General features: G+C 43.4%; 22 protein-coding genes. All 22 read left to right on the top strand.

The window, feature by feature from the left end; all coding sequences use genetic code 11:
* A partial coding sequence (locus KGMB01110_RS00005) for an FAD-dependent oxidoreductase (RefSeq protein ID WP_170141666.1) occupies nucleotides 1-561 on the top strand: 561 nt, incomplete at its 5' end.
* Between the two features lie 77 nt (nucleotides 562-638).
* Complete coding sequence (rlmH, locus tag KGMB01110_RS00010; RefSeq protein WP_117888332.1) at nucleotides 639-1,118, top strand: 23S rRNA (pseudouridine(1915)-N(3))-methyltransferase RlmH; 480 nt, start codon at nucleotides 639-641, stop codon at nucleotides 1,116-1,118.
* Nucleotides 1,119-1,262: 144 nt separating this feature from the next.
* Complete coding sequence (locus KGMB01110_RS00015) at nucleotides 1,263-1,622, top strand: VOC family protein (RefSeq protein WP_117602262.1); 360 nt, start codon at nucleotides 1,263-1,265, stop codon at nucleotides 1,620-1,622.
* 61 nt (nucleotides 1,623-1,683) lie between these two features.
* Nucleotides 1,684-3,018, top strand: a complete 1,335-nt coding sequence (locus KGMB01110_RS00020) for a 2-dehydropantoate 2-reductase (protein WP_117602261.1) — start codon at nucleotides 1,684-1,686, stop codon at nucleotides 3,016-3,018.
* A 200-nt stretch (nucleotides 3,019-3,218) separates the two neighbouring features.
* Nucleotides 3,219-3,431, top strand: coding sequence for a ferrous iron transport protein A (locus tag KGMB01110_RS00025; RefSeq protein WP_117602260.1), 213 nt, complete (start codon nucleotides 3,219-3,221; stop codon nucleotides 3,429-3,431).
* Between the two features lie 50 nt (nucleotides 3,432-3,481).
* Complete coding sequence (locus KGMB01110_RS00030) at nucleotides 3,482-4,429, top strand: tRNA dihydrouridine synthase (RefSeq protein WP_119297248.1); 948 nt, start codon at nucleotides 3,482-3,484, stop codon at nucleotides 4,427-4,429.
* A 24-nt stretch (nucleotides 4,430-4,453) separates the two neighbouring features.
* Nucleotides 4,454-5,431 carry a sugar-binding transcriptional regulator gene (locus KGMB01110_RS00035; protein ID WP_119297249.1) on the top strand — a complete coding sequence of 326 codons (978 nt, stop codon included), beginning with the start codon at nucleotides 4,454-4,456 and terminating at the stop codon, nucleotides 5,429-5,431.
* Nucleotides 5,432-5,534: 103 nt separating this feature from the next.
* Complete coding sequence (locus tag KGMB01110_RS00040; protein WP_117602257.1) at nucleotides 5,535-6,851, top strand: RuBisCO large subunit C-terminal-like domain-containing protein; 1,317 nt, start codon at nucleotides 5,535-5,537, stop codon at nucleotides 6,849-6,851.
* Between the two features lie 234 nt (nucleotides 6,852-7,085).
* On the top strand, nucleotides 7,086-8,636 hold the full coding sequence (locus KGMB01110_RS00045; RefSeq protein WP_117602256.1) for an FGGY-family carbohydrate kinase: 1,551 nt from the start codon (nucleotides 7,086-7,088) through the stop codon (nucleotides 8,634-8,636).
* A 25-nt stretch (nucleotides 8,637-8,661) separates the two neighbouring features.
* The gene (locus KGMB01110_RS00050) at nucleotides 8,662-10,047 is read left to right on the top strand and encodes a sn-glycerol-1-phosphate dehydrogenase (protein WP_117602255.1); all 1,386 of its coding nucleotides are present in this window, start codon (nucleotides 8,662-8,664) and stop codon (nucleotides 10,045-10,047) included.
* 22 nt (nucleotides 10,048-10,069) lie between these two features.
* Entirely contained in the window at nucleotides 10,070-10,864 is a 795-nt protein-coding gene (locus tag KGMB01110_RS00055) for an HAD-IIA family hydrolase (protein WP_119297250.1), read from the top strand.
* A gap of 88 nt (nucleotides 10,865-10,952) precedes the next feature.
* Nucleotides 10,953-11,240, top strand: a complete 288-nt coding sequence (locus KGMB01110_RS00060; protein WP_117602585.1) for a YabP/YqfC family sporulation protein — start codon at nucleotides 10,953-10,955, stop codon at nucleotides 11,238-11,240.
* Between the two features lie 53 nt (nucleotides 11,241-11,293).
* Complete coding sequence (locus tag KGMB01110_RS00065) at nucleotides 11,294-12,610, top strand: sporulation protein YqfD (RefSeq protein ID WP_117602253.1); 1,317 nt, start codon at nucleotides 11,294-11,296, stop codon at nucleotides 12,608-12,610.
* The gene (locus KGMB01110_RS00070; protein WP_119297251.1) at nucleotides 12,585-13,586 is read left to right on the top strand and encodes a PhoH family protein; all 1,002 of its coding nucleotides are present in this window, start codon (nucleotides 12,585-12,587) and stop codon (nucleotides 13,584-13,586) included. The genes KGMB01110_RS00065 and KGMB01110_RS00070 overlap by 26 nt, the downstream gene beginning before the upstream one ends.
* Nucleotides 13,583-14,086: an rRNA maturation RNase YbeY gene (gene ybeY / locus KGMB01110_RS00075; protein ID WP_117602251.1), complete on the top strand. Its 504-nt coding sequence runs from the start codon at nucleotides 13,583-13,585 to the stop codon at nucleotides 14,084-14,086. Before KGMB01110_RS00070 ends, ybeY begins: the two co-directional genes overlap by 4 nt.
* A gap of 70 nt (nucleotides 14,087-14,156) precedes the next feature.
* Nucleotides 14,157-15,815: a putative polysaccharide biosynthesis protein gene (locus KGMB01110_RS00080; protein ID WP_117888324.1), complete on the top strand. Its 1,659-nt coding sequence runs from the start codon at nucleotides 14,157-14,159 to the stop codon at nucleotides 15,813-15,815.
* Between the two features lie 52 nt (nucleotides 15,816-15,867).
* Nucleotides 15,868-16,206, top strand: a complete 339-nt coding sequence (locus KGMB01110_RS00085; protein ID WP_117602249.1) for a hypothetical protein — start codon at nucleotides 15,868-15,870, stop codon at nucleotides 16,204-16,206.
* Nucleotides 16,207-16,237: 31 nt separating this feature from the next.
* Nucleotides 16,238-16,459 carry a DUF896 domain-containing protein gene (locus KGMB01110_RS00090; protein WP_117602248.1) on the top strand — a complete coding sequence of 74 codons (222 nt, stop codon included), beginning with the start codon at nucleotides 16,238-16,240 and terminating at the stop codon, nucleotides 16,457-16,459.
* Complete coding sequence (locus KGMB01110_RS00095) at nucleotides 16,437-16,994, top strand: 5-formyltetrahydrofolate cyclo-ligase (RefSeq protein ID WP_117602247.1); 558 nt, start codon at nucleotides 16,437-16,439, stop codon at nucleotides 16,992-16,994. The genes KGMB01110_RS00090 and KGMB01110_RS00095 overlap by 23 nt, the downstream gene beginning before the upstream one ends.
* The gene (locus KGMB01110_RS00100) at nucleotides 16,991-17,173 is read left to right on the top strand and encodes a DUF4250 domain-containing protein (protein ID WP_117602246.1); all 183 of its coding nucleotides are present in this window, start codon (nucleotides 16,991-16,993) and stop codon (nucleotides 17,171-17,173) included. The genes KGMB01110_RS00095 and KGMB01110_RS00100 overlap by 4 nt, the downstream gene beginning before the upstream one ends.
* A gap of 85 nt (nucleotides 17,174-17,258) precedes the next feature.
* On the top strand, nucleotides 17,259-18,731 hold the full coding sequence (gene miaB / locus KGMB01110_RS00105; protein ID WP_117602245.1) for a tRNA (N6-isopentenyl adenosine(37)-C2)-methylthiotransferase MiaB: 1,473 nt from the start codon (nucleotides 17,259-17,261) through the stop codon (nucleotides 18,729-18,731).
* A gap of 75 nt (nucleotides 18,732-18,806) precedes the next feature.
* Nucleotides 18,807-19,259 (top strand): putative ABC transporter permease, encoded by a 453-nt coding sequence (locus KGMB01110_RS00110; RefSeq protein WP_117602244.1) that lies wholly within the window; start codon nucleotides 18,807-18,809, stop codon nucleotides 19,257-19,259.
* Nucleotides 19,260-19,332: the final 73 nt, after the last annotated feature.

Raw genomic sequence — 19,332 nt, forward strand, 5'->3', positions numbered from 1 at the left:
ATCGCAGCAGGTAAGAAGGTTGCTGTTGTCGGTGGTGGTAACGTGGCAATGGATGCTGCAAGAACCGCACTTCGTCTCGGCGCAGAGGTTCATGTTGTTTACCGTCGTAGTGAGGCAGAACTTCCGGCCCGTGTGGAAGAAGTTCATCATGCAAAAGAAGAAGGCGTAATCTTTGATCTTCTGAGAAATCCGAAGGAAATCATCGTAGATGAAAACGGAAACGTAAAAGGCATGAAAGTCATCAAGATGGAACTTGGTGAGCCGGATGCATCCGGAAGAAGACGTCCGGTAGAGATCGAAGGATCTGAGTATGAGATTGAAGTAGATACCGTAATCATGTCTCTTGGTACTTCTCCGAACCCGTTGATTTCTTCTACCACAAAAGGTCTTGAGATCAACAAGAGAAAATGTATCATTGCAGAAGAAGAAACCGGAAAGACATCCAAAGAAGGCGTATATGCCGGTGGTGATGCCGTGACAGGTGCAGCAACTGTTATTCTTGCTATGGGTGCAGGAAAAGCAGGCGCAAAGGGAATTGATGAATTCCTGAAAAATAAATAAAACAGTCTGACAGGGGGATGGAGGAATCCATCCCTTTTTTATTGCCTGACATATGATAAAAAACATCGGAGAGCGATATGAAGATTACGATACTGACTGTAGGGAAAATAAAGGAAAAATATTTGAAAGATGCCATTGCTGAATACGCAAAACGTCTCAGCAGATATTGTAAACTGGAAATTGTGGAAGTGGCAGACGAAAAAACGATAGAAAATGCCAGTCAGGTTCTGGAAACACAGATCCGGGACAAAGAAGCGGAACGACTGATGAAATATATTCGGGAGGATGCGTATGTCATTACGCTGGAAATCAAAGGAAAGCAGTTGACTTCGGAAGAATTGTCGGAAAAAATCAATCAGCTCGGCATTCAGGGGAAGAGTCACATCATCTTTGTGATCGGAGGATCCATCGGTCTTGGAGATGAAATTCTGAAGCGGTCAGATTATGCGCTGAGCTTTTCGAAAATGACCTTTCCGCATCAGTTGATGCGTGTGATTTTGCTGGAGCAGATCTATCGAAGTTATCGGATTATAAACGGAGAACCCTATCATAAATAATGAATCTGTAATATAATGATCAAAGAAAGAGAAGGGATTGTCTGCGATAGAATTGCAAAGATGCGCAGAAGAATGTAATGTCCTTCTTGAATTTACGAAAAGAAATGTACGAAAAATAAGGAAAAGAAAGGAAGTTGAAATAAAATGGATCAGCCTAAATTTGAGTTTTCACATGTAGGAGTAAATGCCGACAGCAGGGAAGAAGCAAATGAAAAAGTAAATCTTCTGGCAGCGATGTTTGGTCTGGAAGCACGTACCAACCGAAAAGGTTCGCCTTTTGTAGGACATGAAATTGAAATCATGGCAGGTAATCCGGTCGGAACACATGGACATCTGGCATTCTATACCGATGACATGGAGAAAGCGTTACAGTATTTTGAAGAGAAAGAGATTAAAATAAACATGGATTCCGCAAAAAGAAGAGAAGATGGAAGTATCTATGTGATTTATTTGCAGGATGAAATTGCCGGATTTGCAATCCAGTTGATCAACAAAAAAGACTGAAGAATGAAAGCGGAAAAAAGCAGTAAACGAGAAGAAAAAAAAGTAAAAGGAAGTAAGGAACATGCAGGATTATAATAAGAAAAAGATTGCCGTTATCGGACTCGGCGGAGTCGGCGGATACATCGCAGCTCTGTTGGGAAATGCCTACTCGGATGTAACATTTGTGGCCAGAGGACCCAGAAAGAAAGAGATTGAGGAGAACGGACTTGTTTTGCACAGTGATTATAAAGGCGAGTTTCGAACCGTTCCGGCACATGTTACTACGGTGGAGGATCTGGAACCACAGGATTATATTTTTGTCTGTGTAAAAAATTATTCCTTAAAAGACGTCTGTCTGGCGATGAAGCATGCCGTAAAAGAAGATACGGTTATCATTCCGGTGATGAATGGAGTAGATCCCGGTGATAACATTCGAAAATATGTGGGAAAAGGAACCGTCGTAGATTCTCTGATTTATATTGTGGCATTCAGTAATCCAGATTATTCGATTACGCAGCAGGGGAACTTTGCAAGCTTGCGGATCGGAATTACAAATGCAACAAAAGCAGAACAGCAGAAAGTCAGAGAAGTATCGGAAATATTATCCGGAGAGGGCGCACAGATTGATCACAAAGTATCGGATAAGATTGAGGGAGAGATTTGGAAGAAATACATTTTGAACTGTGCATTTAATGTAGAAACTGCGGTCTATAATCAGACGATCGGAGAACTCCGAACGGACGCTGAAAAGTCAAAAGAGTATGAAGCACTGATTCAGGAAGCATGGATGGTGGCAAAAAAGAAGAACATCGCCATTACACAGGATGACATTGATGCGATTATACATCGGTTTTATCATGAATATGCAGACAATGCGACCAGTTCGCTACAAAGAGATGTGGCCAGCGGTAAAATTTCCGAGTGTGAGACCTTCAGCGGTTATATTGTGCGGGAAGGTCGAAAAGCAGGACTAAGCCTTCCTATTTCCGAAAAAATGTATCTGGAATTAAAGAAGAAAAAGGCAGATGTTTATCATCATATGGGCTATAACTGTGCACAGGCAGTTTTATGTACATTTTGCGAGGAACTGGATTTAGATGAAAATGTGGCGTTTCGAATTTCAGAGGGATTTGGTCTTGGAATGGGGATCATGGAAATGTGTGGAGCGCTTTCTGGAATGGCGATGGCGATCGGCATGAAGAACAGTGTGGGTGATCTTTCAAAAGGAACAGTGACAAAGGGGGACACCTACCGAAAAATAAAGGAAAATATTCTGGCATTCCAGGAGAAAAATGGCTCTTATCTCTGTAGGGAATTAAAGGGAGTTGAGACAGGAAAAGTTCTTTTAAGCTGTCCGATGTGTATTTCGGAAGCCGTAGAGTTGACAAATCAATATTTAAAGCAATTCGTTAAATAAACTGTAACAGTAAGAGACAGAAAGCAGGTATTACAGGCAAAATCATCGAGAAATCTCCAGAGAATCAGGGCAAATGAAAATGATAACATTTTTCAAAAAAATAAGACAATTTTCATAAATTTACTGACAAATTACCGTTGACTAACCGATGGGCAGGCTTTTATAATTAGTCTTAATAAAAAGAAAAAGAAGGTGTTATCATGCAGGCTCTATCTACAACAGTTCCCGGTCATTCTTACACGATTAAATGGATGTTTGGATTACCGGAAGTGATCGATTTTATAAAGAACTGTCAGATTGAAGAGGGATGTCTGATTCATGTACTTCAGAAATCTTCTGCAGGTCTGATCATCAAGTCGAGAGATCACAAACTGGCCATCAGTAATGATATTGCAGACAGAATTCAAGTCTGAAATTTACTCTGAAAGTTTCTCTGGATTTTAGCATCAGGGAGTTTTAACTAATGACCAGATATCAATATTATCTTGCGCCGATGGAAGGAATCACAAATGCGACCTTCCGTCGGACTTATCATGCACATTTTAAATCTATGGACAAGTACTTTACTCCATTTCTATGTCCTCATACCAAGCGTGATCTTACCACAAAAGAAAAGAAAGAAATCCTTCCGGAGAATAATGAAGGAATGTATGTTGTTCCTCAGATTCTTACCAATCAGGCGGAAGGTTTTCTCGAGACGGCCGGAAAACTGGAACAATACGGATACAGGGAAATCAATCTGAATCTTGGATGTCCCTCGAAAACGGTGATTACCAAGGGGCGAGGTTCCGGATTTCTTGCTTTTCCTGCGGAACTGCGGGAATTTCTGGATAAAATTTTTTCCAAAACAAACTTAAAAGTATCGATTAAAACCAGAATCGGTCGGGATGATACTCTGTTATGGGAAGAACTTCTTTCCATTTATTCTGAATTTCCACTGGAAGAACTGATCATACATCCAAGGATCCAGAAAGAATTCTACAAAGGAACGCCCCATATAGAGGCTTACGAAGCGGCTTATAGGATAAAAAATTGCCCAATATGCTATAATGGAGATATGTTCTGTAAAGAAGAAATTGAAAATTTCTGGAAAAGATTTCCTAATACGGATGCGATGATGCTGGGACGTGGAATCCTGAGAGCTCCCTGCCTGTACGAAAAATTGTTTGAATCAGAAGAAATGGATGCTTCTGTCTGGAAACAGAAAGTACGAAGTTTTCATGATGCACTTCTGGATGCTTACATAGAAGAAATGTCCGGAGACCGGAATGTGTTATTTAAAATGAAAGAATTATGGTTCTATTTATGGGAGTCCTTTGATGGATCGAAGCAACTGATTAAAAAACTGAAGAAATCCGGAAGTGTTTCGGAGTATCTTCGGGTCGTGGAAGAAATATTTATGCAGGATTGATGATAAGGGAGGAAGCGTAAAACGATGAAAAGTGAAGTCTACAACCAGTCCACCTGTCTTGTAAGTATGGTTGCATATCAATATTATGTAGAAGAAAAATCCAGGGCGGAAATCGGAGAAGAATTTGGTTTATCCTCTGCTACAATCTCCAGACTTTTGAAGAAAGCAAAAGAGGAACATATCATTGAATTTCATATTTCGGAGCCCTATTTAAGCTGTCAGAAAATGGCGGAAAAAATAAAAGACTACTTTCACCTGGATACGGTGATGGTCGTTCCGGTGGAAGAACAGGAAACAGAAGAGAACCGACAGGACATCAAAAAAGCAGTAGCGCTGGAAGGTGCCAGATATGTGCAGCGAGTTATTACAGACGGTGACGTACTGGGACTTGCATGGGGCGGAACCATGTATCATATGATCCAGTACTTAAATCCCTGTCGGAAAGTCAATGCAAGTATCGTGACTATGCATGGAAGTATCGCCAACTGTAATCAGAATCTGGAGGTAAAATCGCTGGTTCGTCGTGCGGCCATGGCATTTGGCGGACGCAATGTCTCTTTTGTGGCACCCGGTCTCTATGAAACAAAAGAGAAAGCAGAAAAGTTGAAGAAACAGCCTGGATTTGAAGAGGTTTTCAAGCTGTTCGAAAAGATTACCATTGCGGTCAGCGGATTGGGTTCCTTTTATCCAAATTTTGATTCTCTGCTTGCACGCAGTAATTTCCTGTCTGAAGAAGAGATTGCTTCCCTAAGGGGAAAAGATGCCTATACTGATCTTTCCCTTCGATTTATTGATAAAGACGGACAGGAATGTGAGACTTCTTTAAAAGACAGAACCCTTGCCATTGACCTGGATGTTTACCGGAAGATTCCATGTAAAGTCGTGATGGCATCCGGCAGTCAGAAGGCTCATTCCGTACTGGCTATCTTAAAGGGAAATCTGGCAGATGTGTTGATCATCGACTATCATCTGGCGGAAAAACTGATGGGATTATTGAAATAACTTTCTATATGTTCAGATTGGAAAAAATCAGTATACTAAAAGCATAAGGTTCGCGAAGTCCTTAAAAGACAAATTTCAAATTTTCAACAGGAGGGAAGAACATATGTATATTGATCCAATCACAGTATCTTATCCGGAGGCATTAGACAAAGACCATTTCGTAATCGCTACATATTATTGTGCTACAAAGCCATCCACAAACAGCCTGAAATTTGCAGCAGCTCTTGCAATTGAGCAGACCTGTGGAACATGGTTGAAGGTTCCTGGAGAAACAGAAGAAGTTCGTAACAGAAGTATTGGACGTGTTGTTGGTGTATATGAGGCACCGGCATATCAGATGGAAATTCCAAGTGATGTAACCGAAAGACATTTCATCGTAAGAATCGCTTTCCCGGCTACAAACTTCGGACCATCTTTCGCAATGATGCTCAGTTCTGTTATTGGAAATATTTCCAGTTCCGGAAAAGTCAAATTGTTAGATCTTGAATTCCCGGATTCATTCCTGAAAGAATTCAAGGGACCGAAATTCGGTGTTCAGGGTATCCGTGATCTGTTGGGCGTTTATGACAGACCGCTTCTGAACAATATGATCAAGCCATGTACAGGTCTTGATCCGCAGAAAACTGCAGAGCTGGCTTATGAAGCAGCCCGCGGTGGTGTGGATATTATCAAGGACGATGAGCTGGTTTGTGACCCGCCGCACTGCCGTTTGGTAGACCGTGTCAAAGCTGTTGTACCGGCGATCAAGAAAGCAGACGAAGAAAAAGGCGAAAAGACTCTGTACGCATTCAATATTACAGACCGTACAGAAAAACTGAAATCGAATGCAATGACAGTTATCGAGAACGGCGGAAACTGTCTGATGGTTAACTACAATACAATCGGTCTTGATGCCGCCAGAATGCTGGCTGAAGACCCAGACATTAATGTACCGATTCTTGCTCACTCTGACTATACAGGAGCTGTATATGAGTCTCCATGGTCAGGTATGAGCATTAACCTGATCGGAGCTACACTCCCGAGACTTGCTGGTCTTGATATGGTTATCGCATTGTCTCCATACGGCAAATTCCCAATGCTTATGGATTCTTTCATCAGTGCAGGATATAAGATGCTGTCTCCATTAGGCGATATCAAACCGATTATCCCTATGCCGGGCGGCGGAACCACACAGGGACATATTGAAGATCTGATCAAGAAGTTCGGTAATGACGTAATGATCGCAGCCGGCGGAGCAATTCACGGACATCCGATGGGACCTGCTGCCGGTGCAAGAGCATTCCGTCAGGGTATCGATGCAGTCCTTGCAGGTAAGACTCTGCGTGAAGCAGGAAAAGAATATGAAGAGTTAGGAATAGCTCTGGATCTCTGGGGAATCTATGAGGAGTCCAAGGGCGGAATCTTCGACCTGAAAGGCTGATGAACCACTTTAGAATACATATGCCATGATGTCTTCTGAGAAGAGCTGTCGCATTTTGCGGCAGCTCTTTTAATATTGACAGAATTGTTATTGAAAGAAGTTTCTATATTCTCAATTCCGTTCTTCTTGCGTATAATTACCACATAACAACCGAGAGCGAAGAATCCGCACGAGGGTCAGCGGATTCGAAGTATCACGCATGCAAAAGGCATGCAGAAAAAGGAGGAACTGAATATGGGCAAGTATGTATGTGGTATTGATATCGGTACAACTGGTGTAAAGGTTATGATCTTCGGCCTTGATGGGACAGTAATGTCCAGTGCCTATACCGAATATCCCTGTACATTTCCACGTTCCGGCTGGGTAGAGCAGGACGGAGAAATGACATGGACCAAAACTTGTGAGACAAGCCGTCGGGCGATTGAAGAATCCGGTCTGGATCCGAAAGAAATTGTTGCAATCGGTCTTTCTACACAAAGATGTACCATCACACCGATCGATAAAGACGGAAATGCACTCTGTACGTCGATTTCCTGGCAGGATGCCCGATCCTTCGAAGAAGTAGAAGAGATCAAACAGATCATCGGGGAAGAAGAATTCTATAAGATTACCGGAATGCCGGTAGGAACCCTTCTTCCGGTAACAGAGATCATGTGGCTGAAGAAAAATCAGCCGGAACTGTACGAAAGAGCAGACCTCTTTGTACTGGATCAGGAAAGAATCCTTCATAAACTGGGAGTGGAAGGATATTATGAAGACTGGTCCAACGGTTCCATGTACGGATTGATGGATATCAATAAGTTTGAGTGGGATCTGGAGCTGACCAAGAAGTTGGGCATCAACCCGAAGAAACTTCCGAAACTGGTTCCGTCCGGAAAGATCCTGGGAGAAGTTCCACCGTCAGTTTCTTATCTGACCGGTTTTGCAGAAGGAACGCTTCTGGTATCCGGTGGTGGAGATCAGCAGTGTGCCGGAATCGGTGCAGGCGCTATCAAGTCCGGTGTCATTGAAGTGGCAATGGGAACTTCCGGAGTAACCCTTGGTTATATGGACAAACCGAATATGGATCCGACCATGGAAATGCCATGTTCTGCACATACAATCGCAGGAAAATGGGAGAGTGAAGGTCTTCAGAACGCGGCAGCCGCTTCCTATAAGTGGTTCAGAAATGAATTTGCTTATCAGGAGAATCTGGTAGCACAGGAAAAAGGCATGAGCGTTTATGATGTGATCAACGAAAAAATCGAACAAGTAGATCCGGGATGTAACGGACTGATCTGTATTCCATATCTGGCAGGCTCAGCAGCACCTCACTGGGATCCGTTTGCAAGAGGAACCTTCATCGGATTTACTCTCGGACATACCAGAGAAGATATGGCAAGAGCCATCATGGAAGGTGTAACCTATGAGGCAAAAGAAATTATCGAAAAGATGATCGCCAATGGTATGGAAGTCAATGAGATCCTGTTAAACGGCGGCGGAGCAAAAGGCCCGGTATGGTGCCAGATTCAGGCAGATATGTATGGCAAGACCTGTACGACTCTGGATATCGAAGAGGCAACCACACTTGGAGCAGCGATTCTTGCAGCTCTCGGAGCAGGATTGTTTGAGACGGTAGAAGAGGCAGTAGACAGAATGCTTCGTAAGAAAGAAGTCTACAACCCTAATATGAAGAATCATGAACTTTATAACCGTTACTTCCAGATTTACAAAGATGCCTATAAAGCACTCAGTGATGCAAACATTTACGAGCGTCTGGTAAAACTGGCACTGGAAAATAAATAGTACATAACAGGAAGGGGCTGTTCTCATGAAACTGATCGAGTATCCTATTAACGAACTGGCAACCATTTCCCATCCATGCAGTTGCGGGAAGGTACATAAAGGTATGATCGACCATATCGCGATTGGAAAAGGCGCGCTCCGGAAACTTCCAGAATTTTTGAAAGAACAAAAGCTTCTGGATGGAAGTCCTCTGACAAAAGAGGATAAGCTTCTGATCGTATCGGATGTGAATACCTGGAAGGTTGCCGGAGAAACAGTCTTTCATATGCTGGAAGAGGAAGGATATCCGGTAGAGCATTATATTTATCCTTATGAAAAAATGCATACGGAGGAAGGTCACATCAAGGAACTGAATGATCATTTTCCGGAAGGAATCAAGATGATGATCGCAGTTGGTTCCGGAACGATGAATGATATTACCAGATATATTTCGTTCCATCGACACATGCCGTATTATATTATCGGAACAGCACCTTCTATGGATGGTTATGCATCGGATGTTTCGCCGGTGATCATCGACAACTTAAAGCGTTCTCTTCCGGGACAATGCGCCAGCGGAATCATCGGCGATACAGATATTCTGGCAACCGCACCGGAGAAGATGATCGCAGCAGGTGTAGGCGATATTATGGCGAAGTTCCTGGATATCAATGACTGGAAGCTGTCCCATATCATCAACGGAGAAGAATATTGTGAGGAAGTGGCAGACCTGATGCTTTTGTCGGCACAGAAAACCGTGCAGAATATTGAAGGACTGAAAAAACGCGAATCGAAAGCTTTACAGGATCTGATGGAAGCCTTGGTTTTAAGCGGAATCGCAATGTCCTATGTCAATACCTCAAGACCGGGATCGGCTGCAGAACATTCTATGGCACATGTCATGGAGATGACGTCTCTTTTGAACGGAGAATACGGAGAACTCCATGGAACGTGTGTGGGAATGGCAACCTGCATCATCACCAGACTGTATGAAAAATTCCTGGAACGTCCAATCGACTACGAGGCGGCTGCAAAGAAAGCAGAAGCATTTGATTATGACGCATGGGTAAAAGAAATTCGTCGTGTCTTCACATCCGCTGCGGATCCGATCATTAAACTGTATGAAAAAGAAAAACGGAATGATCCGGATAACGTAAAGGACAGACTGAAAAGAATCAAAGAGCATGAATCTGAGATTTTATCGGTGATTCGTGGTACAATGGATCAGGCAAAACTGGCAGAACCGTGTATCCGCGGTCTGAACGGCTGGACGACAGCAGTGCCTTTTGGTTTTACCAGAGAGCATATGAAAGATATCACCATATATTCCAAAGAACAGAGAGACCGGTATGCGGCTATCCAGTTCTTATATGAAGTAGGCGAACTGGATGAACTTCTGGAGGAGGTTCTGGACGAGGACTACGGAAAATAAATAACAGCAGGAGGAACACGATATGAGTCTTTCAAAGGAAGAAGCTTTAAAAGATGTGAAATTATTTGTACTGGATATGGATGGAACCTTTTATCTGGGAGACCGGATCATAGACGGGGCATTGGATTTTATCCATAAGGTTGAGGATACAGGACGAAAATTTCTGTTTTTCACCAATAATGCCTCCCGTGTTTCTTCTTTCTATAAACAGAAATTAGCAAAGATGGGGCTGGAAGTGGATGAATCTGACGTGGTAACGGCCGGCGATGTAACCATTGAGTTTATCAAAAGCTTTTATCCGGGAAAACGGATCTATTTGAATGGAACGCCTCTGTTGGAGCAAAGTTTTCTGGATGCGGGGATCAACCTGGTACAGGAAGATCCGGACGTAGTGATTCAGAGCTTCGACAAGACACTGACTTATGAAAAACTGGAAAAAATCTGTACGTTTGTGAGAAACGGAGTTCCGTTTTTAGCAACGCATATGGACACAAACTGTCCGACAGAAGACGGATTTATTCCGGACTGCGGTGCCATGTGTGACCTGATCATTTCCTCTACGGGGGTGAAACCAAGATTTCTCGGAAAGCCCTGCAAGGAAACCATGGATATGGTTCTGAAAATTACCGGTTATTCCAAAGAGGAGATCGCATTTGTAGGAGATCGGATTTACACAGACGTAGCCACAGGTGTGAACAATGGGGCAAAAGGCTTTCTGGTACTGACCGGAGAGGCGGATATGCAGACGGTTGTAGAATCTGATGTAGAACCGACCTGTATCTATGACTCGCTCTATGAGATGTCAAAATATCTGTAAGTACTCCATCGTAAGACGAAAATCATATCACATATTTTAAAATGCCATGCATATACTCTCATAAAGGGATATGTATGGCATTTATATTATGAGACATTCATTGCAAAACGGACTGGAACAGGCAAAAAATCATATTGCAGACAGTGCACAGATCCCAAAAGATGTATCTATGGGAATGCCGATCCTGACGATAACCGGAGATTCGGAACTGTGTGTAGAAAATTATCGCAGAATCTTAGAATATACATCGGAACGGATCCGGATCCAGACAAGAACCGGATATATTAAAATTGACGGGAACCGTCTTACTATCATTTATTATTCCAATGATGATATGAAGATTATCGGGAAAATCGGTACCATTGAATATCAATAAATTCTAAGTGTTGCTTCGGGTAAAAAGGTTCACGAAACCTTTTGGTTGTATGCATGGAAAGGAGTAGAAAGGGAAAAGCGTTGTTTCGTTTGGGAAGACAGTATTTCAGGGGATATCTGAAAATTCGGATCACCGGGTATTCGCCGGAACGGTTTCTGAACCTGTGCCATTATCATCAGATTCGGATCTGGGGAATTATGCCGAAAGATGGAGGATATGAGCTGTATCTTTCGCTGACAGATCTATACCGGTTGAAGCCGATTCTGAGAAAATCAGGAACACATTTCAAGATGATCCGGCGCTATGGATTTCCGTTCTTTCTGGCGGAGAGTCAAAAGAGGATCCCTTATTTTGCCGGAGGAATCCTGTGTGTGTTGCTGATATTTTTTTATACCTGTTTTGTATGGCAGATTAAGATTTCCGGGACACACAGTTATTCGGAAGAGGAAATTCGCCGCTTCTTATGGGAACATAAGGTTTCGGTAGGAAGTCTGAACCGCAGAATCGACTGTAAAGCGACGGATCTGCTGCTTCGCAATGCGTTTGACCGGATTGTCTGGGTTACAACTTCCATAGAAGGCGGCTGTCTGAAGGTTCAGATCCGGGAAAAGGAAGAACAGTTGGAAGTGATCGGAAATTCGGATTCTGTTTCAGAAGACGGTTCAAAAGATGCGGGTGATGAGACGCAGGATGCAATGGATCTGGTAGCAGCAAAAGACGGAACCATCACAGAGATCATTACAAGAAATGGGGTTCCGCTTGTAAAGGCAGGGGATTCGGTGAAAAAAGGTCAGATCCTTGTTTCCGGTCAGATTCCGATTTACAATGATTCGAAAGAAATTATCGCCTACGAAGCCTGTCAGGCTGACGCGGATATTCTGGCAAAAACTACGCTGGATTATGCTGATAGTCTTTCACTTGCTTATCAGTGGAAAGACTATGAAAAAAAGAGTGCGCTTCCGGTGTTCTTTCTTCAGATAAACGGGATGAGAATCCAGAGCGGGAAGATTAAAAGAAATCAGAAGAAGATGGAAGTGTTTTCCACGGAACGGACATTTGGGGAAGATACCATCTTTCCCATAACCTGCGGAAAAATCATTCGTCAAAAGTATACGCAGAAAGAGAAGAAGTATTCCAGGGAAGAACTGCAAAAAATCTTAACAGAAAGATTTCAGGAGTTTCGGGAGGGCACCGAAAAAAAAGGGGTTCAAATTACGGGAAATAGTGTTAAAATACACATAGGCGAAAATCAGGCGACCGCACGGGGAACCGTCCGGATGACGGAACCAATCGGGGAACGATCGCCCAGCCATATTCTTACACTGGAAGAAAGGAACGAAACCAATGAGTCTTTCGGAAACAATGATTGAAATACCTGCAGAACATGAAAAAAATGTGTTTGGGCAGTTTGATGCATATGCAAAAAAATTAGAGCGGACGTTTCACGTCACGTTGATTGCACGGGATGGAGTAGTCAAACTTCTTGGTGAGGCTTCCTGCGTAGATCAGGTGGTGCGGATCTTAAAACAACTGCTTTCCCTTTCGGAACGGGGAAATACCATTACCGAACAAAACGTAGATTATGCGATTTCTCTGGTCTATGATGACAGAGAATCCGATCTGGTAGAGATCGACAAGGATCTGATCTGTCATACCTTACAGGGAAAACCGATCAAACCCAAAACACTGGGACAGAAGAAATACGTGGATGCGATCCGCGAGAAAATGATTACCTTTGGACTTGGTCCTGCCGGAACCGGAAAGACGTATCTGGCGATGGCGATGGCGATCACTGCATTTAAACGAAATGAAGTCAACCGAATCATTCTGACAAGACCTGCAATTGAAGCCGGAGAAAAATTAGGCTTTCTTCCGGGAGACCTTCAGAGTAAAATCGACCCTTATCTGAGGCCTTTATATGATGCGTTATATGAGATCATGGGTGCGGACAGTTTCCTGAAGAATTCTGAAAAAGGGTTGATTGAGGTGGCACCGCTGGCATATATGCGCGGACGGACCCTTGACAATGCTTTTATCATTCTGGATGAGGCACAGAATACCACACCGGCACAGATGAAAATGTTCCTGACCCGTATTGGGTTTGGATCTAAAGTAGTGATCACCGGAGACTCTTCCCAGAAGGATCTCCCTTCCGGCACGGTATCGGGACTGGATGTGGCAGTCAAAGTCATTCGCAACATCGACGATATTGCGATCTGTACTCTGACAAATAAGGATGTAGTCCGTCATCCTCTGGTTCAGAAGATTGTAAAGGCCTATGAAGATTATGAAAAGAAATCCAATCGTACCAAAGAACGGAATTATACGAGAAAGAGGTCATCATGAGTTTATATATAGAAGAAGAAAGTATGGATATCAGACTGGATATTGACTGTCGTCAGATTGCAGAGACTGTGATAAACGGGGTATTGGATGATCTGCAATGTCCTTATGAGGCGGAAGTCAACCTGTTATTAACCGATGATGAGATGATTCGTGAGATGAACAAAGAATACCGGCAAATTGATCGTTCTACTGATGTTCTGTCATTTCCCATGCTTCCGTTTTCCCGGGCAGAAGGGATCGGAATGGAACAGTTGGAGGAATTGAATGACTGTTTTCACCCGGAGACAGGAGAACTGATGCTGGGAGATATCGTGATCTCAAAAGAACATGTTCTGAAGCAGGCAGAGGCTTATGGCCACTCGGTAACGCGCGAATTTGCTTTCCTTATTGCACATAGTATGTTACACTTATTTGGTTATGACCATATGGAAGAGGCAGAACGTCTGGAAATGGAAGCAAAGCAGCGGGAAATTCTGGACAACTTAAATATCACCAGATAGAATTTTGCTGAGTTTCGGACAATAAAAGAGCGTATTCTCTTTTGAATCTTTATAAAACTTGGAGGTTTTTATGGCTTCATCACAAAAGAAAAAACAAAAAAGCGGGGATTTTCTGATCCAGGGAGCGATTCTGGCATCTGCCGGAATGATTACTCGCATCATCGGAATCGCTTACCGTGTTCCGCTGACGTATATCGTCGGCGATGAAGGAATGGGATTTTACGGATATGCCTTTGAGGTTTACAGTATCGCGCTGCTTTTATCTTCTTACAGTCTTCCACTTGCTGTTTCAAAGCTTGTTTCGGCGCGTATGGCAAAAGGAGAGAAGCGCAATGCGATCCGTGTATTTTTATGTGCACTGGTATTTGCCTGTGCCGTAGGACTCCTGATCAGTCTGATCATTGGATTTGGTGCGGGAGGAATCTCTACCTATCTCATGTCAGCACCGTTCAGTCGTTATGCACTGCGGGTGCTGGCTCCTGGACTGTTCATTGTGGCGATTATGGGGGTAATCCGCGGATATTTTCAGGGAATGGGAACCATGCTTCCCACCGCAGTTTCCCAGATCATTGAACAGATTGTCAATGCGATCGTCAGTCTGATGGCGGCCAGTTATCTGCTGAAAGTGGGAACAGCGATCGCAAAAGCCAGGAAGAACGATCTTTACGGTCCGGCTTATGCAGCCGCCGGAGGGACTCTTGGAACCGTAGTGGGTGCCTTTGGTGGTCTGATCTTTTTAGTCTTTGTTCTGGCCTGCTATCGCAAGACAATGAAACGGCAGCTTCGTCCGGATCCGATTCATGAAGACGAATCCTACGAGACGATTGTAAAGATCATGTTATTTACGATTGCTCCGGTTATTTTAAGTACTGCGATCTATAACATCAGTCAGGTGCTGGATCAGTTACTCTTCAGCCATATTATGGCAGCTCAGGGTTATGCAGAATCCAAATATGTAGCATTGCTGGGAATCTTTACCGGAAAATATAACACGTTGATTAATGTGCCGCTGGCTATGGCCAATGCGCTGGGAGCATCTGTGATCCCAAGTCTGACAGCGGCAGTATCTGTGGGAGACAGAGAACAGATTCACAAAAAGATCCAGTTGACGATTCGGTTTGCCATGCTGGTTGCAATCCCAAGTTTTATGGGATATGTTGTGATCGCATCCCCAATCATGCAGCTCTTGTATGGTGACGCGAGGAAGACACCGGCTTATATGCTGACGATCGGTGCAATTACGGTAGTCTTTTACTGTCTGTCTACGGTATCCAATGCAATCCTTCAGGGATTGAACCGTATGACTACACCGGTAAAAAATGCAGCCATGTCTCTCGGAATCCATATTGTGGCACTGCTGATTATGATGATTTTCCTGAAATGGAATATTTACGCCATCGTAGTTGCCAACATTATCTTTTCGCTGAGTATGTGTATTCTCAATGCCAGAGCAATCTATCAGGCATGCGGATATCGCCAGGAATATGAACAGACCTTTATACGTCCGTTCCTCGCTTCTGCAATCATGGGAATTGTAACCCTCCTGGTACACAAGCTGTTTGACCTGATAATTGGTGGCAGAATCGCAACGATTCTGGCGATTCTGATCGCAATTACCGTTTACGCTGTCAGCGTATTAAAACTGAAAGTCCTGACAGAAGCAGAGATACGGTCCATGCCGAAGGGAACGACGATTCTGAACCTGTGTAAGAAAGCACATCTGTTGTAGGTGTATAAAAATCCGTCAAAAAGGCCAATACTGTAAAAAAAGGAGTTATGCTATGAAAACGACTTACCGTATTGGTTTTTTTCTGGGAATCTTTTTCCTTTTATTCCTGCTGGGAATCGGGTTTCAGTGGAGTTATCAGTACGCCAGAGAAAAGAGTACGCCCATTCCGAGTGTACAGGCAGAGGGATCTGCCCAAAAGAACGAGGGTTACTATCTGATGGAATTAAACGGATATGTAACCGTCTATTTTTCGGACAAAACAACAATATTTGAATATACCAATATTCCTGTGGACAAACTTTCAGATGATTTAAAATCAGAGATCCGTACAGGAAAATATCTGGAATCCCAAACAGAGGTCTACGGATTCCTTGAAAATTATTCCAGTTAAATCTGGGAGATTTGTAGAAAAGAGGTTAAGTATGAACGAACAAAAGATTGCAAGAATCAATGAATTGTACCGGAAGTCAAAAGCAGAGGGACTGACAGATACAGAAAAAATGGAGCAGAAGATCCTGAGGCAGGAATATCTGGACTCTGTCCGCCGGAATTTACGCAGCCAGTTGAATCAGATCGATATCGAGGAAAAGGACGGATCCATTACCAATCTGGGAGCAAAATATGGAACAAAAAAAGGACATTAGAAAAAGGATCCTGAAAAAGCGGTCTCAGTTAAGCGAGAAACTCTGGGAAGAATACAGTGCCTCCATTGCAACTCTTCTGATCAGCCATCCAATTTTCGAAGAGGCGGAGATTGTCTATGGGTATATGCCCATTCGAAACGAAGTGGATACCCTGCCGATTTTGGAGGAAGCATTCAGACTCCACAAAAAAGTTGCATTGCCGAAAGTGCTATCCAAAACAGAAATGCAGTTCTTTGAAGTGGAATCCTTTCAGGAACTGACTCCGGGCGCTTATGGAATCTTAGAACCACAGACCGAACATCCTGCAATGGCGGAAGAGGGACTGATGTTGATGCCTGGAGCCTGTTTTGACCGTGAACTGCATCGGATCGGATATGGCGGAGGATATTATGATCGCTTTCTGGAAGCACATCCACATTTTACTACGGCGGCACTTGCTTTTACGTTACAATGTCTGGAGCAGATTCCATGGGATCCGCATGATATCCGACCGGAATACCTGTTTACGGAACAAGAGATAAGGAGCAGAACATGAATCAAAATTTACCCAAAGACCCTGTGATGCTGTTAAGTGTGATCAATACAAATCTGAGAGATTTTTACCCGGATCTTGACACGTTGTGTCAGGAACTCCAGTTAGACAAGGAAACGCTGATTCAGACATTAGAGAAGATTGATTACGAGTATGATGCAGCGCAGAATCAGTTTATCTGAATATCGTGTGGAGCATGGAGCAGGATGTATATCTTGCGGAAAATCACTATGGTTGGAATAATATAAAAGAAATGAGCAGAAGAAGATGAAAAACGAAGAGAGAAATCGGTCCATTGAAGAACTGATCGAGGAAATGGATCTACATAAAGAAGCACCGGAAGAAGAACCTTTCCGGCAGTATTATTTTATCAAGAAGGCGAGAGCCTATTATCAGGAGCTGTCCCGCCAAGAGGGAAGACCTCTGACTTACTGTGTCACGACCTTTGGCTGTCAGATGAACGCCAGAGATTCGGAAAAGCTTTCCGGAATCTTAGAAGAAATCGGGTATGTGGAAGAAGCAGAGGAGACGAAAGCGGATTTTGTAATTTTCAATACCTGTACAGTGCGGGAAAACGCCAATCAGAAAGTGTATGGTCGACTGGGACAACTGGGACACATCAAAAAAAGCAAGCCTCACATGATGATTGCAATCTGTGGCTGTATGATGCAGGAAGCGGAAGAAGTAGAGACCATCCGAAAAAGTTACCGTCATGTAGATCTGATTTTCGGAACCCACAATATTTTCAAATTTGCAGAGTTATTTACTCAGGCACTCCAGAGTCACAAACTGGTGGTGGATGTATGGAAAGATACAGACCGGATCGTAGAGGATCTTCCGGTGGATCGTAAATATCTGTTTAAATCCGGTGTCAATATCATGTTTGGCTGTAACAATTTCTGCAGTTACTGTATTGTACCGTATGTGCGGGGACGGGAGCGTAGCAGGAATCCGGAGGATATCATAAAAGAAATCCGTCAACTGGTTGCAGATGGCGTCGTGGAGGTCATGCTTCTGGGACAGAATGTAAATTCTTACGGAAAGACGCTGGAATCCCCCATCAGCTTTGCAGAACTGTTACGACAGATCGAACAGATCGAGGGCTTAAAGCGGATCCGTTTTATGACATCCCATCCGAAGGATCTGTCTGATGAACTGATCGAAGTGATGAGTCAGTCCCCAAAAATCTGCCGTCACCTTCATCTGCCGGTTCAGGCCGGAAGCACACGGATCCTGAAAGAAATGAACCGTCGTTATACCAAAGAAGATTATCTGGCACTGGTAAACCGTTTGAAGGAGAAGATGCCGGATCTGTCACTGACCACGGACATTATGGTAGGATTTCCGGGGGAGACAGAAGAAGATTTTGAGGAGACGCTGGATGTGGTAAGAAAGGTTCGCTATGACAGTGCATTTACCTTTATTTATTCCAAACGAAGCGGAACTCCGGCGGCAAAGATGGACAATCAGGTTCCGGAAGATGTGGTAAAAGAACGGTTCCAGCGACTGTTGAAAGAAGTACAGACCATTTCTGCGGAGGTCTGTAAAGAGCAGGCAGGAACAACGCAGGAGGTCCTGGTAGAAGAAATCAATGACCATATGGACGGATATGTAACCGGAAGACTGAGCAACAACCTGCTGGTACATTTTCCCGGAGACGAAAGTATGATCGGTCAGCTCGTCAAAGTTTCACTGAAAGAGAGCAAAGGATTCTACTATATGGGAGAATTGGTACATTAAATTAAAAAAAGCGCTCAAACTATTTCTGAGATGCTCTTTGAAAGAAGCACAAAGAAAGGGGGGCGTTTTTTTATTATGAGGAAAAGGAACATTCGAAAACCGGTGGATGAGTTTCTGTTTTTACTGGGAGTTGGCGGATCTGTTTATTATGGGGTAGAAGTGTTGTTTCGTGGATTTTCACACTGGAGTATGTTCTTACTTGGCGGTCTCTGTCTGGTCTTCTGTACAAAACAGGGGCAGTGGACACACTGGATGGATCCGCTTTGGAAACAGATTCTGCGCTGTATGGTGTTTATCACATCCTGTGAATTTATGACAGGAATCCTGGTGAATAAAATTTTCCAATGGCAGATCTGGGATTACAGCCGGATGCCGGGGCAGCTTCTCGGACAGATTTGCGTACCTTTTTCCCTGATCTTCGGCTGTCTGAGTATTTTCGGCAGTTACTTTGGTGGCTTTCTCTCATATTTTTTATACAGGGAAGAACGTCCAAAGATCATTCTTTCTCAGAAAAGGCGGCAATCTTGAAAGATTTTTTTATTCGTGTTAGAATGCAAAGTGTATTTTTATGCTTAAACGTAAATATTTAAAATAAATGTTG

Source organism: Mediterraneibacter butyricigenes (assembly GCF_003574295.1).
GTDB lineage: Bacteria > Bacillota > Clostridia > Lachnospirales > Lachnospiraceae > Mediterraneibacter_A > Mediterraneibacter_A butyricigenes.

Excerpts from the sequence above, each read along its gene's own strand:
- KGMB01110_RS00065 (WP_117602253.1), top strand. The coding sequence starts at position 11,294 with ATGGAAAGGAGTAGAAAGGGAAAAGCGTTGTTTCGTTTGGGAAGACAG.
- ybeY (WP_117602251.1), top strand. The coding sequence starts at position 13,583 with ATGAGTTTATATATAGAAGAAGAAAGTATGGATATCAGACTGGATATT.
- KGMB01110_RS00055 (WP_119297250.1), top strand. The coding sequence starts at position 10,070 with ATGAGTCTTTCAAAGGAAGAAGCTTTAAAAGATGTGAAATTATTTGTA.
- KGMB01110_RS00080 (WP_117888324.1), top strand. The coding sequence starts at position 14,157 with ATGGCTTCATCACAAAAGAAAAAACAAAAAAGCGGGGATTTTCTGATC.
- KGMB01110_RS00085 (WP_117602249.1), top strand. The coding sequence starts at position 15,868 with ATGAAAACGACTTACCGTATTGGTTTTTTTCTGGGAATCTTTTTCCTT.
- KGMB01110_RS00030 (WP_119297248.1), top strand. The coding sequence starts at position 3,482 with ATGACCAGATATCAATATTATCTTGCGCCGATGGAAGGAATCACAAAT.
- KGMB01110_RS00095 (WP_117602247.1), top strand. The coding sequence starts at position 16,437 with ATGGAACAAAAAAAGGACATTAGAAAAAGGATCCTGAAAAAGCGGTCT.
- KGMB01110_RS00025 (WP_117602260.1), top strand. The coding sequence starts at position 3,219 with ATGCAGGCTCTATCTACAACAGTTCCCGGTCATTCTTACACGATTAAA.
- rlmH (WP_117888332.1), top strand. The coding sequence starts at position 639 with ATGAAGATTACGATACTGACTGTAGGGAAAATAAAGGAAAAATATTTG.
- miaB (WP_117602245.1), top strand. The coding sequence starts at position 17,259 with ATGAAAAACGAAGAGAGAAATCGGTCCATTGAAGAACTGATCGAGGAA.
- KGMB01110_RS00040 (WP_117602257.1), top strand. The coding sequence starts at position 5,535 with ATGTATATTGATCCAATCACAGTATCTTATCCGGAGGCATTAGACAAA.
- KGMB01110_RS00045 (WP_117602256.1), top strand. The coding sequence starts at position 7,086 with ATGGGCAAGTATGTATGTGGTATTGATATCGGTACAACTGGTGTAAAG.
- KGMB01110_RS00020 (WP_117602261.1), top strand. The coding sequence starts at position 1,684 with ATGCAGGATTATAATAAGAAAAAGATTGCCGTTATCGGACTCGGCGGA.
- KGMB01110_RS00070 (WP_119297251.1), top strand. The coding sequence starts at position 12,585 with ATGAGTCTTTCGGAAACAATGATTGAAATACCTGCAGAACATGAAAAA.
- KGMB01110_RS00050 (WP_117602255.1), top strand. The coding sequence starts at position 8,662 with ATGAAACTGATCGAGTATCCTATTAACGAACTGGCAACCATTTCCCAT.
- KGMB01110_RS00035 (WP_119297249.1), top strand. The coding sequence starts at position 4,454 with ATGAAAAGTGAAGTCTACAACCAGTCCACCTGTCTTGTAAGTATGGTT.
- KGMB01110_RS00090 (WP_117602248.1), top strand. The coding sequence starts at position 16,238 with ATGAACGAACAAAAGATTGCAAGAATCAATGAATTGTACCGGAAGTCA.
- KGMB01110_RS00060 (WP_117602585.1), top strand. The coding sequence starts at position 10,953 with ATGAGACATTCATTGCAAAACGGACTGGAACAGGCAAAAAATCATATT.
- KGMB01110_RS00015 (WP_117602262.1), top strand. The coding sequence starts at position 1,263 with ATGGATCAGCCTAAATTTGAGTTTTCACATGTAGGAGTAAATGCCGAC.
- KGMB01110_RS00110 (WP_117602244.1), top strand. The coding sequence starts at position 18,807 with ATGAGGAAAAGGAACATTCGAAAACCGGTGGATGAGTTTCTGTTTTTA.
- KGMB01110_RS00100 (WP_117602246.1), top strand. The coding sequence starts at position 16,991 with ATGAATCAAAATTTACCCAAAGACCCTGTGATGCTGTTAAGTGTGATC.